The sequence below is a fragment of the Streptococcus sp. HMSC078H12 genome (assembly GCF_001814615.1).
Classification (GTDB): domain Bacteria; phylum Bacillota; class Bacilli; order Lactobacillales; family Streptococcaceae; genus Streptococcus; species Streptococcus salivarius_F.
The window spans coordinates 117,818-134,468 of the sequence record NZ_KV817339.1 but is presented as its reverse complement, the minus strand read 5'-3'; the positions used below and the strand labels follow the sequence as shown (position 1 = coordinate 134,468).

Below are 16,651 nucleotides of genomic sequence, written 5' to 3'. Positions count from 1 at the left end.
TTTAATAGGATAGAAGCAACTCGTGAGGGTTGTTTTTTTCTACTGTGTGTTCCCGAATTTGCTATAATAAAGTTATCCTATCAATTACTATTAGAAGGGAAGTTATGTTATGGAATCGCGGAACCTTCTTCCTCAAAATACGCGTCTGATGGCTAATTTGTTGAGTTTCTCAGGAGGGGCTTTGGATGTCTTTTGTCATATGTACTATCATAGTTTGGTTGCTACACAGACTGGGAATATCCTTCTCTTGGTCGCTGACTGGCAGAACAGTAGTATGTACTATAACTTGTTGCGTTGCTTTTCAATCCTATTCTTTTCTTTAGGCTTTCTTTTTGGCATGTGGTTTAAAGACCAGCGTAAGAATGCCTATTGGCGAGTTTATGGTCTTCTTCCACTTTGTGTGATGACAGCTATCCTGCCTTTTCTACCTTCAAATGCCTTGATTGAGCTCCCGATTATCGCTTTTTCTGCAGGTATCATGATGAAGACTTTTACTGGCAGTCAGATTGAGAATCATCCCTTCGTGATATTTATGACCTCAGGAAATTATCGAAGGATGTTAACGGCCCTCTATTATGCCATTCAGGGAAGTGGTGATCAGAGAGAATATCGTCGTCAGGCTGTCAATTATAGCTTTATCGTAGGGAGCTTTATCGTTGGCGCTATCGTCTCAGCCGTTCTTATGCATTTTGTGCACCTTAAGTCAATCTGGGTAATTACACTCAGTCTTATTATCATCATGGTTTACTATTCATCTGAAGTGAAACGGCTAGGGCTCAAGGAAACGAATCTTTAGTCGTCTGTAGCAAATATTTTTGATAACAATTGTCTTGTGTTATAATTTTGATTATATTATTTTCATTTAATCAAAAAAAGGAGACATAAGATGCCTGTAGTAAGCAATGATTTTTCAGATATCGTTTATAACCGTCGTTCCATTCGTAACTTTGATTCATCTGTTAAGATTCCGCGAGAAGAACTGTTGGAAATCCTAGATAAAACTGTCACAGCACCATCATCAGTCAACATGCAACCTTGGCGTTTTGTCGTCGTTGATAGCGAAGAGGGCAAGGAAAAATTGACACCTTTCGTCAGCTTCAATGGTGTGCAAAATGAAACATCATCAGCCATGGTCCTTATTTTTGCCGATTTGAAGAGCCAAGAAAGAGCAGAAGATATATACGGTAAGGCTGTTGCTCAAGGAAAAATGCCTGAAGAAGTCAAAGAAAAACAACTGTCAAGCATTGTGCCAATGTATGAAAATGCTCCTCGCGAAATGATGAATGAAATTGTCCACATCGATGCTAGCCTTGCTGCCATGCAGTTGATGTTGGTTGCTCGTTCTTATGGTTATGATACCAACGCCATCGGTGGTTATAAAAAAGATGGGCTTGCCAAAGCCTTTGGACTTGATGAAGACCGTCATGTACCAGTTTTGCTCATTGCTCTTGGGAAAGCCAATGAAGAAGGCTTTGAGTCTGTTCGTCTGGATGCCTCTGATGTAACAACTTTTGCTTAATGATAATAAAAAAGGCCATGAGTCTCGGAATTGGAGACTTATGGTTTTTTCTTGTATTAAGAGATAGCTAAGTGTTTTTAGTAAGATTGGGAATGTGCTTTAACCCACGATTAAGGTAAGGCCCCTCTCTTTGTGCTATAATGAAAGAAAACGTTGAATGTAAAGTTTATTTTTGCCTTTTACTAGGAGTCTTTTATGATAAACTATTTGGTCCAGAGGTTTCTCTGGTTTCGTGAGCGAGGCTTTGTCCAAATTACGCAGAAAACCTTGGTTTCGCTCTTTCCCTTTTTCCTTTTTTCAGGAATTATTCGGGTGATTTCGCTATCTGTCTTTTCAGATCTTGGTTATATTAACCAGTTGTTTTCTGTTTCTGATTGGCTGCCAGCTTTTAGGATCACTGGTCAGGTGCTCAACAATCTTTCCAGTTTTCTTGGTGGTTTAGCAGGTCCCTTGTCAACCTACTTTGCAGGAAAATACACGGCTGGTCACTACGGTAGAAGTACTGGAACGGCTGGTGTGACATCCCTTTTGGTCAGCTTGACAATAGGATCGCAAGAGTTGTTAATGTCTCCAATAAACGATGGCGATTTGACACGTATCAATTTACCAGCTTCGATTAATATTATGCTGGCTATCTTCGTGGGTTATCTGGTTGGCCAGATTTTTCGCTTTTCAAGAGCTAGTGATGATCAGATTGTGGATAAGGACTATATTTATCAACCTAAGACAGTTCGTCCCATCTTTTTATCTCTAATTCTGGCGGTTGGTCTCAATATTCTTTTGTTTGTTGGAGACCAACGTAATGTTTTTCAGACCATAGGTCAGTATGTATCGAAAATCACTGTCACCCATAACCATCTATTCTCAACCTTTATGATGGGACTTTTGAACACTTTCTCTGCTTGGGTTGGAAATAGTCAGGCTTTTGCTCACAATGCTATTACTGAGGATAGTTTTGCTTTGGAGAATCTGACCTATGCCGTCTCCCACCATACGACGGCTGGGCTTCCCCACCTTTATACGCTAACAAACCTTTATCATAGTTACGGCTTGGTTGCTGGTGTTGGTTCATGCTTGGCGCTCTTGGTGGCTCTACTTTTAAAATCAACCAGCTTTAAGGATAAGAAGGTTAGTCTTCTTAGTGTTTTCCCTAGTCTCTTTAATAATGGGGCCCCCTTGATGGTAGGGATACCAGTCTTACTAAATCTGGTTTATCTGATTCCTTTTCTTCTAGCACCTATGGTCAATATGGGAATAGCTGCGGTGGCTTTGGCTATTCGTCTTATGCCTGCGGCGGTTTACCCTGTACCAGATGGCACGCCGAGCCTTTTTTACGCCTTTATTGGAACTGGTGGTAGCCTGCGGGCACTTGCTGTTAGTATGCTCTGTTTTGCAGTTGATGTTGCAATCTTTATTCCCTTTGTTCATCTGTCTAATAAGGTGCAACACGGTTTGAAAGAGGAAGGAGAGAGCAATGAAGTTCAGTAAAAAAACGAAGTTGGCCTTTATCCTTGTTGCGGTCTTTCTCATTGGTTTGGCTGTTCCGTCTTATAGTTGGACCAGGAAAAATGTCAAGGAAATCGAGACTTTCTATAATTCAAAATTGTCTCCTATTATCATGATTCCAGGGAGTTCCGCTACAGAAAATCGCTTTGATGGCTTGGTACGTAAGCTCAATCAAGACCGTCATGGGGTTAAGCATAGCCTTCTCAAGGTCAAGGTTTGGAACAATGGTCGTATTACCTTTGAGGGCAAAATCAAGGCTAAGGACAACGAACCAGTCATTGTTATCGGATTTGAAAATAACAAAGACGGTTATAGTAATATCAAGAAACAGGCTAAGATGATGAATCAGGCCTTTGAAGCCTTGCAGAATAAATACAATTTCAATAATTTTAAAGGTCTGGCCCATTCCAATGGTGGACTGATTTATACAGCCTTTATTGAAAATTATCTGAGTGACTATGATGTCAAGATAAACTCACTCATGACTATCGGGACGCCCTATAATTTCACTGAAACCAATATTAAAAATAAATCAGTCATGCTTGCGGATTTTATAGCTGGTAAGAAGAATATTCCGTCCACCTTACATGTCTATTCAGTAGCAGGGACTATCACCTATGATTCGGACGAGTTGGTGCCTGATGCCAGTGTGTCCGCTGGAAAATATATCTATCAGAACCAAGCAAAGAGCTATACTGAAATTACGGTTACAGGTGAAGATGCTCAGCACTCGGACTTGCCAACCAATGATGAAGTTGTGGATCTGGTCAAACAGCATATTGAGGGGCAGGGTGTTCGTAAGAAACAAAAGACCCAACTAGAGCCTCAGTAAGTGAGAATAATATCATTTATCAGTTCTAGTTGTTTATCATCAAACACAATCAGATAGAGTCTGTCATGGCTCTATCTTTTTTAGTGATAAGATTGACTCTTCAAGTTGTTGTAACTCCTTGTTTTACAACTTTCTTTTTGTTATAATCAAGTAAAATAGCAAAGAAGAATGAGAGGTCCCAAATATGCAAATTCCAAGTCGCTTTACCATTGCCGTTCATATTTTGACTCTTATAGCACAAAATAAGGGAAATGAAACTAAGTTAACCAGTGACTTTATGGCTGGTAGTGTGGGAGTTAACCCTGTTATTATCCGCAAAACCTTGTCGCAACTAAAGAAAGCAGACTTAATTTCAGTTCAAAGGGGAACAGGTGGAGCTAGCTTGCTCAAGGACCCAGAAGAAATCAACCTTCTTCAGGTTTATCGTGCTGTGGATAGCATCGGCCCAAGTGGTCAACTCTTTAGTTTCCATGACAATCCTAACCCAGCCTGTCCAGTAGGACGAAATATTCATGGAATCTTGGACCAAAGCCTAGAAGACGTTCAAATGGCAATGGAAAAAGAGCTTGAAAAGAAAACCTTGGCTGGTATTTTAAAAGATGCCAAGGCAAACTGGAAAGAAGCCGGAGCTTGATTTTTAGTCAGCAAATAGAGGAAATCGAAAGTTATTCGGTTTCTTTTTTATTTCTTAGTTGTAATAATTGACATTACAATTAAACCAAGTATAATATTGTCATATAAAAGATTACAACACAGGAGAAAATCAGATGACATACGATTATAATAGTAAGATTCATTTAGCGGAGGCAGTGCTAAATGTTAAGGATTTGGCTGGTCAGACAGCCTTTTATACACAGATTATAGGTCTTGAAGTCCTCTCCCAAACGGAAAAAGAGGTTATCTTGGGATCTGGAAACAAGCCTTTGGTCCACTTGATTCAAACTAATCGTGAAGAAGCGGTCAAGTCCAGTTACGGTCTTTACCATATGGCGATTTTGTTGCCGTCTCGCGAGGATCTGGCTGATGTTTTCAAACATATTGCTGAACTGGACTATCCTTTTGTTGGTGCAGCTGACCATGGTTATAGTGAAGCTCTTTATTTGGAAGACCTTGAGGGCAATGGTATTGAGCTCTATCGAGATAAGCCAGTCGCTGAGTGGGATATTCGTGAGGACGGTCGCATTGTTGGGGTAACAGAAGAACTCTCAGCCCAAGAAATTTACGAGATGGGACGCAAGGTTGAACCTTTTGTCATTGCTGAGGAAACCCGAATGGGACATATTCATTTATCAGTCAAGGATAGTCAGCTAGCTTCAGCTTTCTATCAGGAAGTTTTGGAGCTAGCAGATAAATTCACTATTCCAAGTGCTAGTTGGATTGCTTCAGGCGATTACCATCATCATTTGGCGGTCAATGAATGGGGTGGAAAGGACTTGGCAAAACGTGAAGAAGATATGCCCGGTCTTGCCTATTACGTTCTTGAAGTAGAAGACAAGGGAGATTTGATTGCTATTGCAGAGCGTGCTAATAATCGTGGAGCCGAGGTCAAATGGTTATCTTCTAATGCCTTAACATTCGAGGATAATGACGGTATTTTGACACGGGTAAGAAAAAATATTAATAATTAGTGATTTTTTAGTCGTAACCATTGACATTACATTTGAAAGGTCTATAATGGTTATTGTAATCAAAGTTATTACAAATAAACTTAACAATTTTAACAATTAACATATATCACAAATAAAGAGGAAATAACGATGACAAACTTTACAGATTTACAAACAAAACGCCGTTCTATCTATGCATTGGGAAAAGATGTGGAACTTTCAAATCAAGAATTGATTGATACTATTCAAGGAGCTGTCCTTAACACACCAACAGCTTTCAACTCACAAACATCACGTGTGGTGATCTTGCTGGATGAAGAATCAGATGCCTTCTGGAATGAGATTGCTTATTCAGAGCTTGAAAAAGTGACACCTGCAGAAGCCTTCGAGGGAACAAAAGAACGTTTGAAAGGTTTTGCCCAAGCTAAGGGAACAATCCTCTTCTATGAAGATCAAGATGTGGTGAAAGGCCTTCAAGAGCAATTCCCACTTTATGCAGATAACTTCCCAATTTGGTCAGAACAAGGTCACGGAATCGCTCTTTATGCAACATGGTTGGCTTTGGCTGAGAAGAATATCGGCATGAACGTGCAACACTATAACCCACTTGTTGATGCCCAATTGGCTGAAAAATATGATATCCCAGCTAACTGGAAGCTCCGTGCCCAAGCACCATTTGGACAAATCGTCGCACCAGCAGGAGATAAGGACATCCCAACAGAAGGCCGTTTCAAAGTTTTTGGAGACAAATAATCACCTTAACTTAGTCAGTTGGTTATGTACTGACTGAACAAAATTATAATGATAAGACAAATGACTAGCAGGATTGAAGATTCTTGCTAGTTTTTTCTATTTCAAAACTAGTAATGCCCAAGAAAATGTATAGCGTGAATTTTGAAACTTTCCTTAGGTGATAGCAAATGTCAGCGATCTTCTCCGAAGTTTCATGAGTAAAGTTTGAGCCCTCGATTTTTAATTTTTAGGCTCAGGTTAAGACAGTTCTCCAAACTTCTGAGTATTTGAAATTATTTGGTTATGGGTGCTTTCTTAACGGTATCTTGCACATCAATTTCTCCAAGTCGTTTATCGAAGGAGAGATAGTCTAAAAGGTTTGAAAAGATGAGCTACTTATATCTTATTTTCAATAATTTTGACAATATTCTTTTTATTTTTGACAAAGATGCTTGTCAAAAATAAAAAGAAGCGTTACAATAGTTTTAGACGAAGAAAGGAGAGAAATTACGATGGAATTTATTTGGCTATCTTTTATTCCACTTCTGTTTCTGATTTATACGAGCTCAGAGAAGAAGATAAAAAGATTGAACAAACGTATCAAAGGGTTGGAAAAACAATTGAAAGGAAATCAAGAAATGTCTAGACTTTTAGAAGAATTGAAAGGGCAAACGGTCAGTATTAGACTAAATGGTTTTGGAAGTAATTGGGAAATTGTTGATTGTGATGAAGATTGGGTTAAATTAAGCCGTGAGGGCATTAAACAACATAGGGTGACAAAATTAGTTCGTATTGAAGATGTTGAATTAATTCAGCAATTGAGGTAGTCATCATGAGATTAAAAAATCGTCTGAAAGAGTTGAGAGCGCGTGATGGGCTCAACCAATCTGAGCTAGCCAAGCTAGCAGGGGTCTCACGCCAGTCCATCAGTCTCTTGGAGCGAGGGGAATATACCCCCTCAGTTATCATTGCTATTACCATCGCTCAAGTTTTCAAAGAGCCTGTGGAAAATGTTTTTAGTCTTGTAGAGGAAGAGGAATGATTATGAAAAAGCAACCACAAAAAAGATCCCCACGTTACCGTTTTTGGAGAAAAGTAGGTTTGATGACTGCTGCTGGCTTGATTGGAGGAGGTCTTGGAGTTTTGACAGGGATGTTCGGATCAGAAAAGCCAATTGAAATTCAATCTTTCTTTAGTAAAGAAGTACTCTATTTGGGATCTGTAGTTTTATTCCTGATTGTGTTTATGATTACGATGGGCTTACTGATGTGGGGAAGAAAAGTCCATCAAAAGATGCTTCAAATAGAAGATGAAGATGAGGCATATCACTATGACGTTCAAAAGAAAAAACTTTATGGTTTAGCAACCATTGTTAAAGGAATCTTGATCTTACCATACTTTTTAGTCGTCATATTTTATAGTCAATTGATGTCTATGGATAGACCTGGAACAGGAAACTTGTCTTTTATCTTTGGAACTTTTACCATGCTCTATCTTCTTCTTGTCTTGTTTGTTCTATTTATCCTAGTGGATTTCTTCTATCGTAAGACCTTTCATCTGATTTATGGAAAACCAATTCCTCGCAATGCCAATGCCAAGGAAGTGCGTGAATTTATGATGAGTATGATGGATGAAGCAGAAAAGCAGATTAGCTACGAAGAAAATTTCGAAGTGGTGGTCAAGTTAAGCAATTATATCTTACCTATCATGCTAATTGGAATTTTAATCATTGGGATTGCCTTCCAGACGGATATCCTCTTGGCTTTGAGTGTTGTATCCATCATCTATATTTATATACTTATTTCACAATACAAGATTACCAAACGTTATTATAAAGAATAAATGTATCATCCATGTTAGAAATCTGTAAAAAGTTTTTGGAAGTGATAGAGAGCTCTTCTTATTGAAAATCGTATCTTCCATTTCTTTATATACAATCAATACATGTGCTATCGGTCTTGAATCTTAGGGATTTTGAGAAACTATCAAAGGTGACCTAGCTATCGTAAATCATCCAAGCCCTCAGTTGATGCTGAGGGCCTTTTAATTCTCAATTGATTTTTGAAACCCTTTTCACTACAATAGAGATACAGAAAAGGAGGCAGTGATGAAGTATATTGATTTTGCTGAAAATGAGCGTTTGTCAACGATTGTCCTTGGGATGATGCGGATTAGTCAGATGAGTGAAGATGAGGTGGAGGCCTTGGTAGAGGCAGCCCTGTCGATTGGAATTAACACCTTTGATCTGGCGGATATTTATGGAAATGGTAAGTGTGAGGTCCTGCTGGGCAAGGTTCTCAAGCGTCGTCCGGATCTTCGGGACCAGATGTGGATCCAGTCCAAGTGTGGGATTCGCAAAGATGGCTTTACCTATTTTGATTTTTCGAAGGATTATATTTTGGATTCCGTTGATGGCATCCTCGAGCGTCTGCAGATTGAGCGTTTAGATAGCCTTCTCCTTCACCGACCGGATGCCCTCATGGAACCTGAAGAAGTGGCAGAAGCCTTTAATCACTTGGAGCAAGCTGGCAAGGTCCGTCATTTTGGGGTATCCAATCAAAATCCTATGATGATGGAATTGCTCAAAACCGCAGTCAAACAACCTCTCAAGGTCAACCAGTTGCAGTTGAGTGCTGCCTTTACACCGAGCTTTGAAGCTGGTTTTCATGTCAATATGGAAGGGTCAAAAGCAGCTGTGAGAGATGGCAGTGTCTTTGAGTATTGTCGCTTAAACGATACGGTGATTCAGGCCTGGTCTGTCCTACAGCATGGCTATTTCAAGGGAAATTTTGTCGGCAATGAAGAGTTTGCGGACCTCAATCACGTCCTCAATGACTTGGCGAAAAAATACCAAGTCACACCGACAGCCATCGCCCTTGCTTGGGTCCTTCGTTATCCAGGTAAGATGCAGGCGGTCATCGGAACAACCAAGCCACAGCATGTCCTTGAAGCAGGGAAAGCAGCAGAAGTTACCCTAACCCGCAAGGAATGGTACCAAATCTACCTGGCTGCAGGAAATGATTTGCCTTAGAATCTTGTTATCAAACCAGATTCCACTCTAATCGGTAGTCTGGTTTTTTGTTTTGTGGTCTTCAGTTTTTTCTTGACAAGCCTTTCCTTTTTATGATATCTTTTATGCAACAAGTGTTGCGCAACGTATGTTGCGTGAAAGGAGTCTTATGCCACCCAAGGTTAAATTTAGTAAAGAGGCTATCATTGGGACAGCTTTACAATTGGTACGCGAACAGGGCATGTCTAGTTTGACAGCTAGAGCATTAGCGGAGAAACTGGGAGCTACACCAAGAGTCATTTTTGGGCAATTTGCTAATATGGCTGAGTTACAAGCAGAGGTTATTGGTGCTGCGGAGATGGTCGTGGTGGAGTATATTCGAAAGGCCTTAGAAGATGAAAAGCCTTTTCGATCTGTCGGGGTTGCTTATATCCTTTTCGCCTCAAAAGAACCCCAACTCTTTCAGTTGCTTTTCCAAAATCCTAGCAAAGATCCGATTCGTCGCTTTCAAGATTTTCTTCCCATGAAGGATCATAGTTACCAATTGGTTCTGGATTCGATTGTCGCAGACTATCCTTTGACTCTAGAGGAGGCTAGTCGCTTGTACCAGCATCTATTTATCTACTCGCACGGGATGGCCTCTATGGTTGCTTCTGGTATTTATCAGTTCGGCATGGAAGAAGTGATTGGATTACTGACAGAGGTTTGTCAATCTCTCATCAAAGAAATGGTAGGAAAGAAATGATTCAACTAGAAAATGTGCACAAAAGTTACGGCCAAACCAAGGTTTTAAAAGGGATTGATTTGCAGATTCAAGACCAGGATGATGTGGTTATCCTAGGCCCTTCTGGATCAGGGAAATCGACTCTCCTAAACGTGTTATCAGGCTTAGAAAAGGTAGACGAAGGGCATATCCTCATTCAAGGACAAGATTTATCACATCTCACGGATGCTCAATTGACGGCTTTTAGACGTGAGAAGATTGCCTTTATTTTCCAGCAGTATTATCTATTGCCGAATCTAACGGTCAGACAGAATGTAAAGATGGGAGCTGATTTGGCAAACAATCATGATTTTTTGCAGATCATCGAGGATTTGGGGCTTGGCGATAAGCTGGACAAGTATCCAAGTGAATTGTCTGGTGGAGAACAGCAGAGAGTCTCCATTGCTCGTGCCTTAGCCAAAAAGCCAGAGATTCTTTTCTTAGATGAGCCGACTGGGGCCCTGGATGAAGAAACAGGGCGCAAGATTCTCGACTATATCTGGAAGTTGAATGAAAAGCTAGGCTTTACCCTCATTATGGTGACGCACAACCAAAATATTGCGGATATGGCCAGAACCATCATTCGCGTCAATAGTGGCAAGATCACCCAAGTTGTGACCAATGATCAGCCTCAGACTGCTTATGAGATTGGATGGTAAGCTATGTTTTCAGTAAAAGATATTCGAAAATTAGTTGTCGTCAGTATCATTGGGGCTTGTGCGGTCTTTGTGGCCAATCTCTTCTTGAATTTTTACCTGGATATCGAGCAGTTGGAGATTTCTAAAACCAATCCGATGATTCAGACCTACTATGATGCCCAGGTTTCGCTATCTTGGATGGTGGCCATGGTCAGTGGGGTTGTCTTGTCTTTGACGTCGATCCTTCTCATGTGTTTTTATATCAAACAATTTGTCGATGACCACAAGGAACAATTAGGAATTTTAAAGGCTTTGGGCTATAGCAATGGCCAGTTGGCGAAACGATTTTGGGCTTTTGGACTTAGTTTTGGAGTTGGAGCACTTCTTGGATATTTCGCTTCTTTTCTTATGATGGGTCATTTTTATGACTTTCGAAATGAAAAGGGAATTCTGCCAGACATTACCATTCATTTTCACTGGCAGCTCTTGCTTGCTTTGGTGATCCTGCCAACGACCTTTTTTATGCTTCTCGCGATTGGCTATGCTAGAAGACAATTACAAACGCCGGCCCTTCGCTTATTGAAAAAATCTCCAACACCGATTAAGATTAAAAGGAGAAAAAGTGCTCCTAAGAAAGAAAAATCCTTCCTAAAAGAGCTGTCTTCGTCACTGATTTGGGGAAGAAAATCTATCTTGTTCTTTGTGGTCTTTGGCTCCATGTGTTTTGCGGCCATGGTTCAATTGTCCTTTGGCTTAAGAGATTACACAGATGACATCATCCAAACCATGATGATTATGATTGGCCTAATTCTTTCTTTCTCGATTCTCTTTTTGTCATTGGGGATTGTCGTCTCAGAAAGTCGCGAAACCTTAGCCTTGATGAAGGCTTTTGGCTACACCAATCGTGAATGCCAAAATCATATTCTCGCTCCCTATCGTTTTTGGGCCTATCTAGGATTTGTTCTTGGGACGGCTTATCAATACGGTATCATGGAAATCTTGATTGGTGTAATCAAAGATACAGTTTCTGAAAAGATTGAGCATAACTTTGATTGGAATGTTTGCTTCTGGACCTTGATTGGCTTTGCTGTGGTTTATGAAAGCCTGTTTTATCTGTCCAACAGAAAACTCCAAAAACTAACGATTAAAGAAGTGCTCTTAGCTGAATGATTTATGACAGTAATACTTAATATCAGTGCTTTTTGATGAGAAAAAATAGTAGATTCATTGACTTTAGACCTCTTAAAGAGGTCTTTTTCTACTATGAAAATGCTACATAAGAGACTAAATGCACTATCACAATCTTGTGATAGTTTACATCTTCTTAACATTGTCCCGAAATTCTTGCATTCTCTATTGTTAAAGCGTAAGATAGACACTGTTTTAATTTTAGTGCATTAAAACATGTCTTGTAATATTTCTAGATGTACAAGGCAGAAAGAATTTTATGAAAGAGGAGTCTCGAATGTCAGATAAACAAATGAAAACCCTTGGTTGGGTGGCAACCTTCATGTCAGTTATGATGTATGTATCATACGTACCACAAATCATGGACAATTTGTCTGGTCATAAAGGAAACTTTATCCAACCATTGGTAGCTGCAGTCAACTGTAGCCTTTGGGTTTACTATGGTCTCTTTAAAAAAGAACGTGACCTTCCCCTTGCTGCGGCCAATGCACCAGGTATTATCTTTGGTTTAATTACAGCATTGACAGCTTTGTTCTAAAATAAAGCAAAATTTCTTTATATACTATTTTTCTTAACGCAGAAAACGAGAGCAAAACTAGCGACAGTCAAAGATTGTCGTTCTAGTTTCACTCTCGTTTTTTATTTTTAGTTACTAAGAAGAGCCTTGATATCATCTTCCATTTTTAGTGGATCAGTTTTGGAAGAAAAACGTTCGACGACTTGACCTTCACGGTTAATCAAAAATTTAGCAAAGTTCCATTCAATTCTAGCCCCAAGAGGTCCAGATTTTTCTTGTTTTAGCCAATCAAAAAGTGGTTCTGCTTCCTTACCATTGACCTTGATTTTGGCAAACCGAGGGAAGGTTGTATGGTAATTGAGGGTGCAGAAGGTATTGATTTCTTCAGCACTACCAGGTGCCTGCCCCATAAATTGATTACAAGGAAAATCAAGAATCTCGAAACCCTGGTCTTTGTATTTGTCATAAAGTTCCTGCAAACCTTGATACTGTGGCGTTAAACCACAACCTGTTGCTGTATTGACGATTAAGACGACCTTGCCCTTATAATCATTTAGGGATACGGGCTGGTCAGCTTGATCTGAAACTGTAAAATCGTATAAGGTTGTCATAGGAAATCTCCTTTGGTTTATTTGAGACTATTATAGCAAAGTTAGTCAGAGAAGGGTTATTCGGGAAGAATAGAGACTAAATTAAGTTGGTGATAGTAATTCTTTATCTTTGATTTAGGTTTACTTATTACTAATTGTGATGATACTAAATGGAGATATATTGCTCTAGAGTATATAACACAAGGTTTAAACGGGATTTGAATGTTACACTCATAAATTAAATTTATAACCCAGGATAAAATTTCTTTATTTTTCGGATGTGATAATCTCTGATAAGATAATGTCATTCAGTTTTGAAGCAGCTAGTGATAATAGGAGTTAAAAGTATTTTAGGTATGTTCATTAGCTGTTGATATTAGGATAAGAGAAAAGGAGATTCTTATGTCAGAAAAAAGAGAGTTAGTTTTGAAAGCATTTCGTGGAGAAAGTGTTGATCGTGTCCCGGTGGGATTTTGGCATCATTTTACTACTGAAGACGAGTGGTTACATGGTTTTGAAAATCCAGAAATTATTGATAAGAATAAAGCTGGTCATAAAAAATTTATTGAAGAAGTCAAACCCGATTTTGTTAAATTGATGAGTGATGGTTTCTTTGCATACCCACAGCCTGCTTTTAAAGACTTTAAGTCAATCAGTGATTTGCAAACAATTGAACCTTTAGGTGCAAATCATCCTTGGATTTCTGCACAAGTCGAACTTGTAAAAAGTCTGATTGCTGATTTTCCTGAAGATATTGTTGCAATTTACAATATCTTCGCTCCGGTTACTTATTTAAAATGGTTAGTTGGAAAAGTTTCAGGTGGCGATGATCTTATCGCAGATTACATTGTGGAAAACCGAAAAGCTTTGAAGCATGTTTTAGATGTTATTGGCGAAGACATTGCGAGTCTTAGTCAGAGGGTGATTGAAGAAGCAGGTGCTGATGGTATTTACCTAAGTGTTCAAAGTATTCAAGATGAGCGAGTTAGCGCTGAAATTTATAAAGAAATCATTGCTCCAAGTGAATTAAAGGTTTTAGAAGCAGCTAATGGAGCCAAAGGACATAATATTCTACATATTTGCGGTTACGAAGGAGCCCGTAATAACATCGAACTCTTTAAAGATTATCCTGCTCAGGTAGTTAATTGGGCGGTCGGTCCTGAAGGAATTAGTTTGGCAAAAGGTCTTAACATTTTTAGAGGTCGCACAGTTCTTGGAGGATTTGAAAATGGAAAAGACGGTCTTCTATATACTGGAACTAAAAAAGCTATTCAAGAAAAGGTTAGGGAGATTATTGCTGATACTGGAATCCATGGGTTAATCATTGGTGCTGATTGCACGATTCCAAGTGATATTAACTATGAGCGTATTGAATGGGTACGTGAAGCAGCAATTTTGTAAGAAAAAGGAGAGATTAATATGAGTAAAAAGACATGGATTATTGGTGGAGCTGTTGTTGTAGCACTTATTGGGGCTACAGTTATTGGACGTAGCTTAACAGGAGATAAAAAAGCAAAATCAGACTCTGGAAAGGTAACAACATTAAAAGTTGCCCATACTCAAAACTATGTTCCTTATGATTTTGTTGATAAGGATGGTAATTCTGATGGCTATGAGGTAGCTGTATTAAAGGAAATTGATAAAAAGCTTCCACAGTACAAATTTGAATATACCGGAACAAGTGATGATGATCTTTTGATTGGTTTAGAGTCAGGTAAATATGACATCGGTACGAAGGGCGCGTGGTACACAGATGAACGTGCTAAAAAGTTTATTATTCCTAAAGATCCAATTGGAGCAAGTATTATTGGATTTACCATTCGTAAGGATGATAAAGATAAATATAAAAATATCTCTGATTTTGCAAAACAAAATGGTCGCTTGGTGCCAATCTCACCACAAAATGCTCAGTGGAATGTTATCAAAGACTACAACGATGAGCATAAAGATCAACCAATTGAGTTAACATCTGCGGAATCTTTCCAAGTTTCAGATGCCTATGCATGGGTTTTGGAAAATCGTTATGATGCTTACTTTGATATTAAATTATCTTTTGAAAAGGCTGTAACTGATAAAGACGGTGCGTATCATCAATATGCAGATAAATTGACTTGGTTCCCTTATAAAGGAATTCCAACCTATCCACTCTTCCATCGAGATAGTAAGAACGAAGAGTTTTCAAAAGAATATACTAAGGCTATCAAGGAACTAAAAGAAGACGGTACACTTGAAAAGTTATCTAAAAAATACTTTGGTGAGGATGTCTTCTCATACGTAGACAAATAAGTAAATTGTAACGTCGTAAAAGTATGATGTTTTGATAAGCTTCTGAAGTGAGTTTAGTTAGGAGAAAATATGGTCAATTATGACATTTCAAAAGTTTTTGGAGCATTACCTGAAGTCATAAAGGGCTTACCAATGACATTATTGGTTATCATATTAACGACTTTACTTGGGTCGTTATTAGGAGGATTAATTGCTTGGGCAAGCCTTTCCAAGGATAAAGCTTTGGAGAATTTAGCTAAGGGATATGTTTTTATCTTACGCTGTACCCCACCTATTGTGCTATTATTCTTGGTATTTTACGGAGTTCCAGAATTTCTTAATTGGTGGTTGGGATTAGATATTAATAATTGGTCCAAATTGATATTCGTTCTTGTGACCATGGTTCTCCTATTCTCAGCAATGATATCAGAAGTGTTTAAAGCGGCATATCAAGCAATTCCTAAAGGACAATTAGAAGCTGGGCTTAGTATTGGGCTTACTTCTGAACAAACCTTTGTAAGAATTATTGCCCCTCAAGCATTTAAGGTTGCTTTACCAAATATTACAACAGCTATACTTAATCTTATGCGCGATGCAGCTTTGGCTTATACAATTGGTTTTATTGATGTTATGGGCAAAGGGAATCTTTTGATTAGTCGCCATTTAGGAAACTATTCTTTGGAGACTTATACAGCTGTTGCCCTTGTTTATTGGGGAATAGCATTAATTCTATCGTTGATTTCTAGGATAGCAGAGCACAAATTGAGTGTAAAAGAGAGGTAAAAAATGAATATTACTTTTATTATAGATACCTTTATCAAGGCTTTATATGGTGTTCCGGTAACTCTGGGAATCATGGTTGTGGCAATTTTATTGAGTTTTCTACCTGCTTTATTTCTCGCTTTAGGGCAGATTTATAAGTTGAGAGGTGTCAAGACTTTTTCAATTGTTTATCTTGCATTTATTCGTGCAACACCTCCAATTCTGTTAATTTTATTTTTTTATAGTTTGTTCCCTAGTTTGTTAAATCAATTTTTTAAAGGAATTGGGAGTCACATAGATGTCTTCAAAGTTAATCCGCTTTACTATGCCTTTATTATCTATAGCTTGATGACGACAGGAAGCTTATCGGAAATCATTCGATCAGCATTACTAACTGTTGATAAAGGTCAACTAGAAGCTGCACAAGCCATAGGTTTAACAACAAGACAAGCCTATCTTAGAATCGTTTTTCCACAGGCACTTAAGGCTGCGCTTCCAAATTTGTGTAACTTAGTTATCAATATTGTAAAAGGAACGTCACTTGTCTTTGTTATGACGATAAAAGATATTACCGCAATTGCACGAGTTGAAGCAGCATATGGATATCAATATTTTGAATCTTATTTTGTCATATTCGTTTTATACTTAATCATTTGTGGTATCATTCAAGTTCTCTTTAACCTTGGAGAAAGAAAATTGCAATTTACATAGAGGGAGTCACT

The 16,651-nt window shown here is 38.7% G+C and carries 20 protein-coding genes; 19 read left to right on the top strand and 1 reads right to left on the bottom strand.

Annotated features, from left to right (window positions below; genetic code table 11):
• Positions 1-109 precede the first annotated feature (109 nt).
• From HMPREF2979_RS07335 to HMPREF2979_RS07265, 15 genes are all read left to right on the top strand, one after another.
• Positions 110-796 carry a YoaK family protein gene (locus HMPREF2979_RS07335; RefSeq protein WP_070655916.1) on the top strand — a complete coding sequence of 229 codons (687 nt, stop codon included), beginning with the start codon at positions 110-112 and terminating at the stop codon, positions 794-796.
• 90 nt (positions 797-886) lie between these two features.
• Positions 887-1,519 carry a nitroreductase family protein gene (locus HMPREF2979_RS07330; RefSeq protein ID WP_070655914.1) on the top strand — a complete coding sequence of 211 codons (633 nt, stop codon included), beginning with the start codon at positions 887-889 and terminating at the stop codon, positions 1,517-1,519.
• Between the two features lie 195 nt (positions 1,520-1,714).
• Complete coding sequence (locus HMPREF2979_RS07325; protein WP_070655912.1) at positions 1,715-3,007, top strand: PTS transporter subunit EIIC; 1,293 nt, start codon at positions 1,715-1,717, stop codon at positions 3,005-3,007.
• Positions 2,994-3,857, top strand: coding sequence for an alpha/beta hydrolase (locus tag HMPREF2979_RS07320; RefSeq protein WP_013990361.1), 864 nt, complete (start codon positions 2,994-2,996; stop codon positions 3,855-3,857). Before HMPREF2979_RS07325 ends, HMPREF2979_RS07320 begins: the two co-directional genes overlap by 14 nt.
• Positions 3,858-4,041: 184 nt before the next feature.
• Complete coding sequence (locus HMPREF2979_RS07315; protein WP_014632939.1) at positions 4,042-4,491, top strand: Rrf2 family transcriptional regulator; 450 nt, start codon at positions 4,042-4,044, stop codon at positions 4,489-4,491.
• A 133-nt stretch (positions 4,492-4,624) separates the two neighbouring features.
• On the top strand, positions 4,625-5,485 hold the full coding sequence (locus tag HMPREF2979_RS07310; protein ID WP_070655910.1) for a VOC family protein: 861 nt from the start codon (positions 4,625-4,627) through the stop codon (positions 5,483-5,485).
• A gap of 129 nt (positions 5,486-5,614) precedes the next feature.
• Positions 5,615-6,217 (top strand): nitroreductase family protein, encoded by a 603-nt coding sequence (locus HMPREF2979_RS07305; RefSeq protein WP_070655908.1) that lies wholly within the window; start codon positions 5,615-5,617, stop codon positions 6,215-6,217.
• A gap of 491 nt (positions 6,218-6,708) precedes the next feature.
• The gene (locus HMPREF2979_RS07300) at positions 6,709-7,023 is read left to right on the top strand and encodes a hypothetical protein (RefSeq protein WP_002885280.1); all 315 of its coding nucleotides are present in this window, start codon (positions 6,709-6,711) and stop codon (positions 7,021-7,023) included.
• Between the two features lie 5 nt (positions 7,024-7,028).
• A complete protein-coding gene (locus tag HMPREF2979_RS07295) occupies positions 7,029-7,238 on the top strand; it encodes a helix-turn-helix transcriptional regulator (protein ID WP_002885361.1) in 210 nt (69 codons plus the stop codon).
• The gene (locus HMPREF2979_RS07290; protein ID WP_002885273.1) at positions 7,235-8,038 is read left to right on the top strand and encodes a DUF3169 family protein; all 804 of its coding nucleotides are present in this window, start codon (positions 7,235-7,237) and stop codon (positions 8,036-8,038) included. Before HMPREF2979_RS07295 ends, HMPREF2979_RS07290 begins: the two co-directional genes overlap by 4 nt.
• Before the next feature lie 265 nt (positions 8,039-8,303).
• Positions 8,304-9,227, top strand: coding sequence for an aldo/keto reductase (locus HMPREF2979_RS07285; protein ID WP_070655906.1), 924 nt, complete (start codon positions 8,304-8,306; stop codon positions 9,225-9,227).
• Positions 9,228-9,375: 148 nt separating this feature from the next.
• The gene (locus HMPREF2979_RS07280; RefSeq protein WP_070655904.1) at positions 9,376-9,951 is read left to right on the top strand and encodes a TetR/AcrR family transcriptional regulator; all 576 of its coding nucleotides are present in this window, start codon (positions 9,376-9,378) and stop codon (positions 9,949-9,951) included.
• The gene (locus HMPREF2979_RS07275; protein ID WP_070655902.1) at positions 9,948-10,628 is read left to right on the top strand and encodes an ABC transporter ATP-binding protein; all 681 of its coding nucleotides are present in this window, start codon (positions 9,948-9,950) and stop codon (positions 10,626-10,628) included. The genes HMPREF2979_RS07280 and HMPREF2979_RS07275 overlap by 4 nt, the downstream gene beginning before the upstream one ends.
• Positions 10,629-10,631: 3 nt before the next feature.
• Complete coding sequence (locus tag HMPREF2979_RS07270) at positions 10,632-11,777, top strand: FtsX-like permease family protein (protein WP_070655900.1); 1,146 nt, start codon at positions 10,632-10,634, stop codon at positions 11,775-11,777.
• Positions 11,778-12,072: 295 nt separating this feature from the next.
• Positions 12,073-12,333 carry a SemiSWEET family transporter gene (locus tag HMPREF2979_RS07265; protein ID WP_002885327.1) on the top strand — a complete coding sequence of 87 codons (261 nt, stop codon included), beginning with the start codon at positions 12,073-12,075 and terminating at the stop codon, positions 12,331-12,333.
• Between the two features lie 107 nt (positions 12,334-12,440).
• Here the strand turns inward: HMPREF2979_RS07265 and HMPREF2979_RS07260 are convergent, their stop codons facing one another.
• Positions 12,441-12,923: a glutathione peroxidase gene (locus HMPREF2979_RS07260; RefSeq protein ID WP_021143938.1), complete on the bottom strand. Its 483-nt coding sequence runs from the start codon at positions 12,921-12,923 to the stop codon at positions 12,441-12,443.
• Between the two features lie 381 nt (positions 12,924-13,304).
• On the opposite strand from HMPREF2979_RS07260, the gene HMPREF2979_RS07255 reads away from it, so the two are divergent.
• The 4 genes from HMPREF2979_RS07255 to HMPREF2979_RS07240 all read left to right on the top strand — a co-directional run bounded on the left by HMPREF2979_RS07255 (position 13,305) and on the right by HMPREF2979_RS07240 (position 16,640).
• Entirely contained in the window at positions 13,305-14,303 is a 999-nt protein-coding gene (locus tag HMPREF2979_RS07255; protein ID WP_070655898.1) for a uroporphyrinogen decarboxylase family protein, read from the top strand.
• A gap of 18 nt (positions 14,304-14,321) precedes the next feature.
• On the top strand, positions 14,322-15,188 hold the full coding sequence (locus HMPREF2979_RS07250; RefSeq protein ID WP_002885359.1) for a transporter substrate-binding domain-containing protein: 867 nt from the start codon (positions 14,322-14,324) through the stop codon (positions 15,186-15,188).
• 69 nt (positions 15,189-15,257) lie between these two features.
• On the top strand, positions 15,258-15,950 hold the full coding sequence (locus tag HMPREF2979_RS07245; protein ID WP_070655896.1) for an amino acid ABC transporter permease: 693 nt from the start codon (positions 15,258-15,260) through the stop codon (positions 15,948-15,950).
• A gap of 3 nt (positions 15,951-15,953) precedes the next feature.
• Entirely contained in the window at positions 15,954-16,640 is a 687-nt protein-coding gene (locus HMPREF2979_RS07240) for an amino acid ABC transporter permease (RefSeq protein WP_070655894.1), read from the top strand.
• The last annotated feature ends 11 nt before the right edge of the window (positions 16,641-16,651 follow it).

What these genes read in the sequence shown, in the direction of transcription:
- HMPREF2979_RS07335 (WP_070655916.1), top strand. Translation starts at nt 110, where the DNA reads ATGGAATCGCGGAACCTTCTTCCTCAAAATACGCGTCTGATGGCTAAT.
- HMPREF2979_RS07330 (WP_070655914.1), top strand. Translation starts at nt 887, where the DNA reads ATGCCTGTAGTAAGCAATGATTTTTCAGATATCGTTTATAACCGTCGT.
- HMPREF2979_RS07325 (WP_070655912.1), top strand. Translation starts at nt 1,715, where the DNA reads ATGATAAACTATTTGGTCCAGAGGTTTCTCTGGTTTCGTGAGCGAGGC.
- HMPREF2979_RS07320 (WP_013990361.1), top strand. Translation starts at nt 2,994, where the DNA reads ATGAAGTTCAGTAAAAAAACGAAGTTGGCCTTTATCCTTGTTGCGGTC.
- HMPREF2979_RS07315 (WP_014632939.1), top strand. Translation starts at nt 4,042, where the DNA reads ATGCAAATTCCAAGTCGCTTTACCATTGCCGTTCATATTTTGACTCTT.
- HMPREF2979_RS07310 (WP_070655910.1), top strand. Translation starts at nt 4,625, where the DNA reads ATGACATACGATTATAATAGTAAGATTCATTTAGCGGAGGCAGTGCTA.
- HMPREF2979_RS07305 (WP_070655908.1), top strand. Translation starts at nt 5,615, where the DNA reads ATGACAAACTTTACAGATTTACAAACAAAACGCCGTTCTATCTATGCA.
- HMPREF2979_RS07300 (WP_002885280.1), top strand. Translation starts at nt 6,709, where the DNA reads ATGGAATTTATTTGGCTATCTTTTATTCCACTTCTGTTTCTGATTTAT.
- HMPREF2979_RS07295 (WP_002885361.1), top strand. Translation starts at nt 7,029, where the DNA reads ATGAGATTAAAAAATCGTCTGAAAGAGTTGAGAGCGCGTGATGGGCTC.
- HMPREF2979_RS07290 (WP_002885273.1), top strand. Translation starts at nt 7,235, where the DNA reads ATGATTATGAAAAAGCAACCACAAAAAAGATCCCCACGTTACCGTTTT.
- HMPREF2979_RS07285 (WP_070655906.1), top strand. Translation starts at nt 8,304, where the DNA reads ATGAAGTATATTGATTTTGCTGAAAATGAGCGTTTGTCAACGATTGTC.
- HMPREF2979_RS07280 (WP_070655904.1), top strand. Translation starts at nt 9,376, where the DNA reads ATGCCACCCAAGGTTAAATTTAGTAAAGAGGCTATCATTGGGACAGCT.
- HMPREF2979_RS07275 (WP_070655902.1), top strand. Translation starts at nt 9,948, where the DNA reads ATGATTCAACTAGAAAATGTGCACAAAAGTTACGGCCAAACCAAGGTT.
- HMPREF2979_RS07270 (WP_070655900.1), top strand. Translation starts at nt 10,632, where the DNA reads ATGTTTTCAGTAAAAGATATTCGAAAATTAGTTGTCGTCAGTATCATT.
- HMPREF2979_RS07265 (WP_002885327.1), top strand. Translation starts at nt 12,073, where the DNA reads ATGTCAGATAAACAAATGAAAACCCTTGGTTGGGTGGCAACCTTCATG.
- HMPREF2979_RS07260 (WP_021143938.1), bottom strand. Translation starts at nt 12,923, where the DNA reads ATGACAACCTTATACGATTTTACAGTTTCAGATCAAGCTGACCAGCCC.
- HMPREF2979_RS07255 (WP_070655898.1), top strand. Translation starts at nt 13,305, where the DNA reads ATGTCAGAAAAAAGAGAGTTAGTTTTGAAAGCATTTCGTGGAGAAAGT.
- HMPREF2979_RS07250 (WP_002885359.1), top strand. Translation starts at nt 14,322, where the DNA reads ATGAGTAAAAAGACATGGATTATTGGTGGAGCTGTTGTTGTAGCACTT.
- HMPREF2979_RS07245 (WP_070655896.1), top strand. Translation starts at nt 15,258, where the DNA reads ATGGTCAATTATGACATTTCAAAAGTTTTTGGAGCATTACCTGAAGTC.
- HMPREF2979_RS07240 (WP_070655894.1), top strand. Translation starts at nt 15,954, where the DNA reads ATGAATATTACTTTTATTATAGATACCTTTATCAAGGCTTTATATGGT.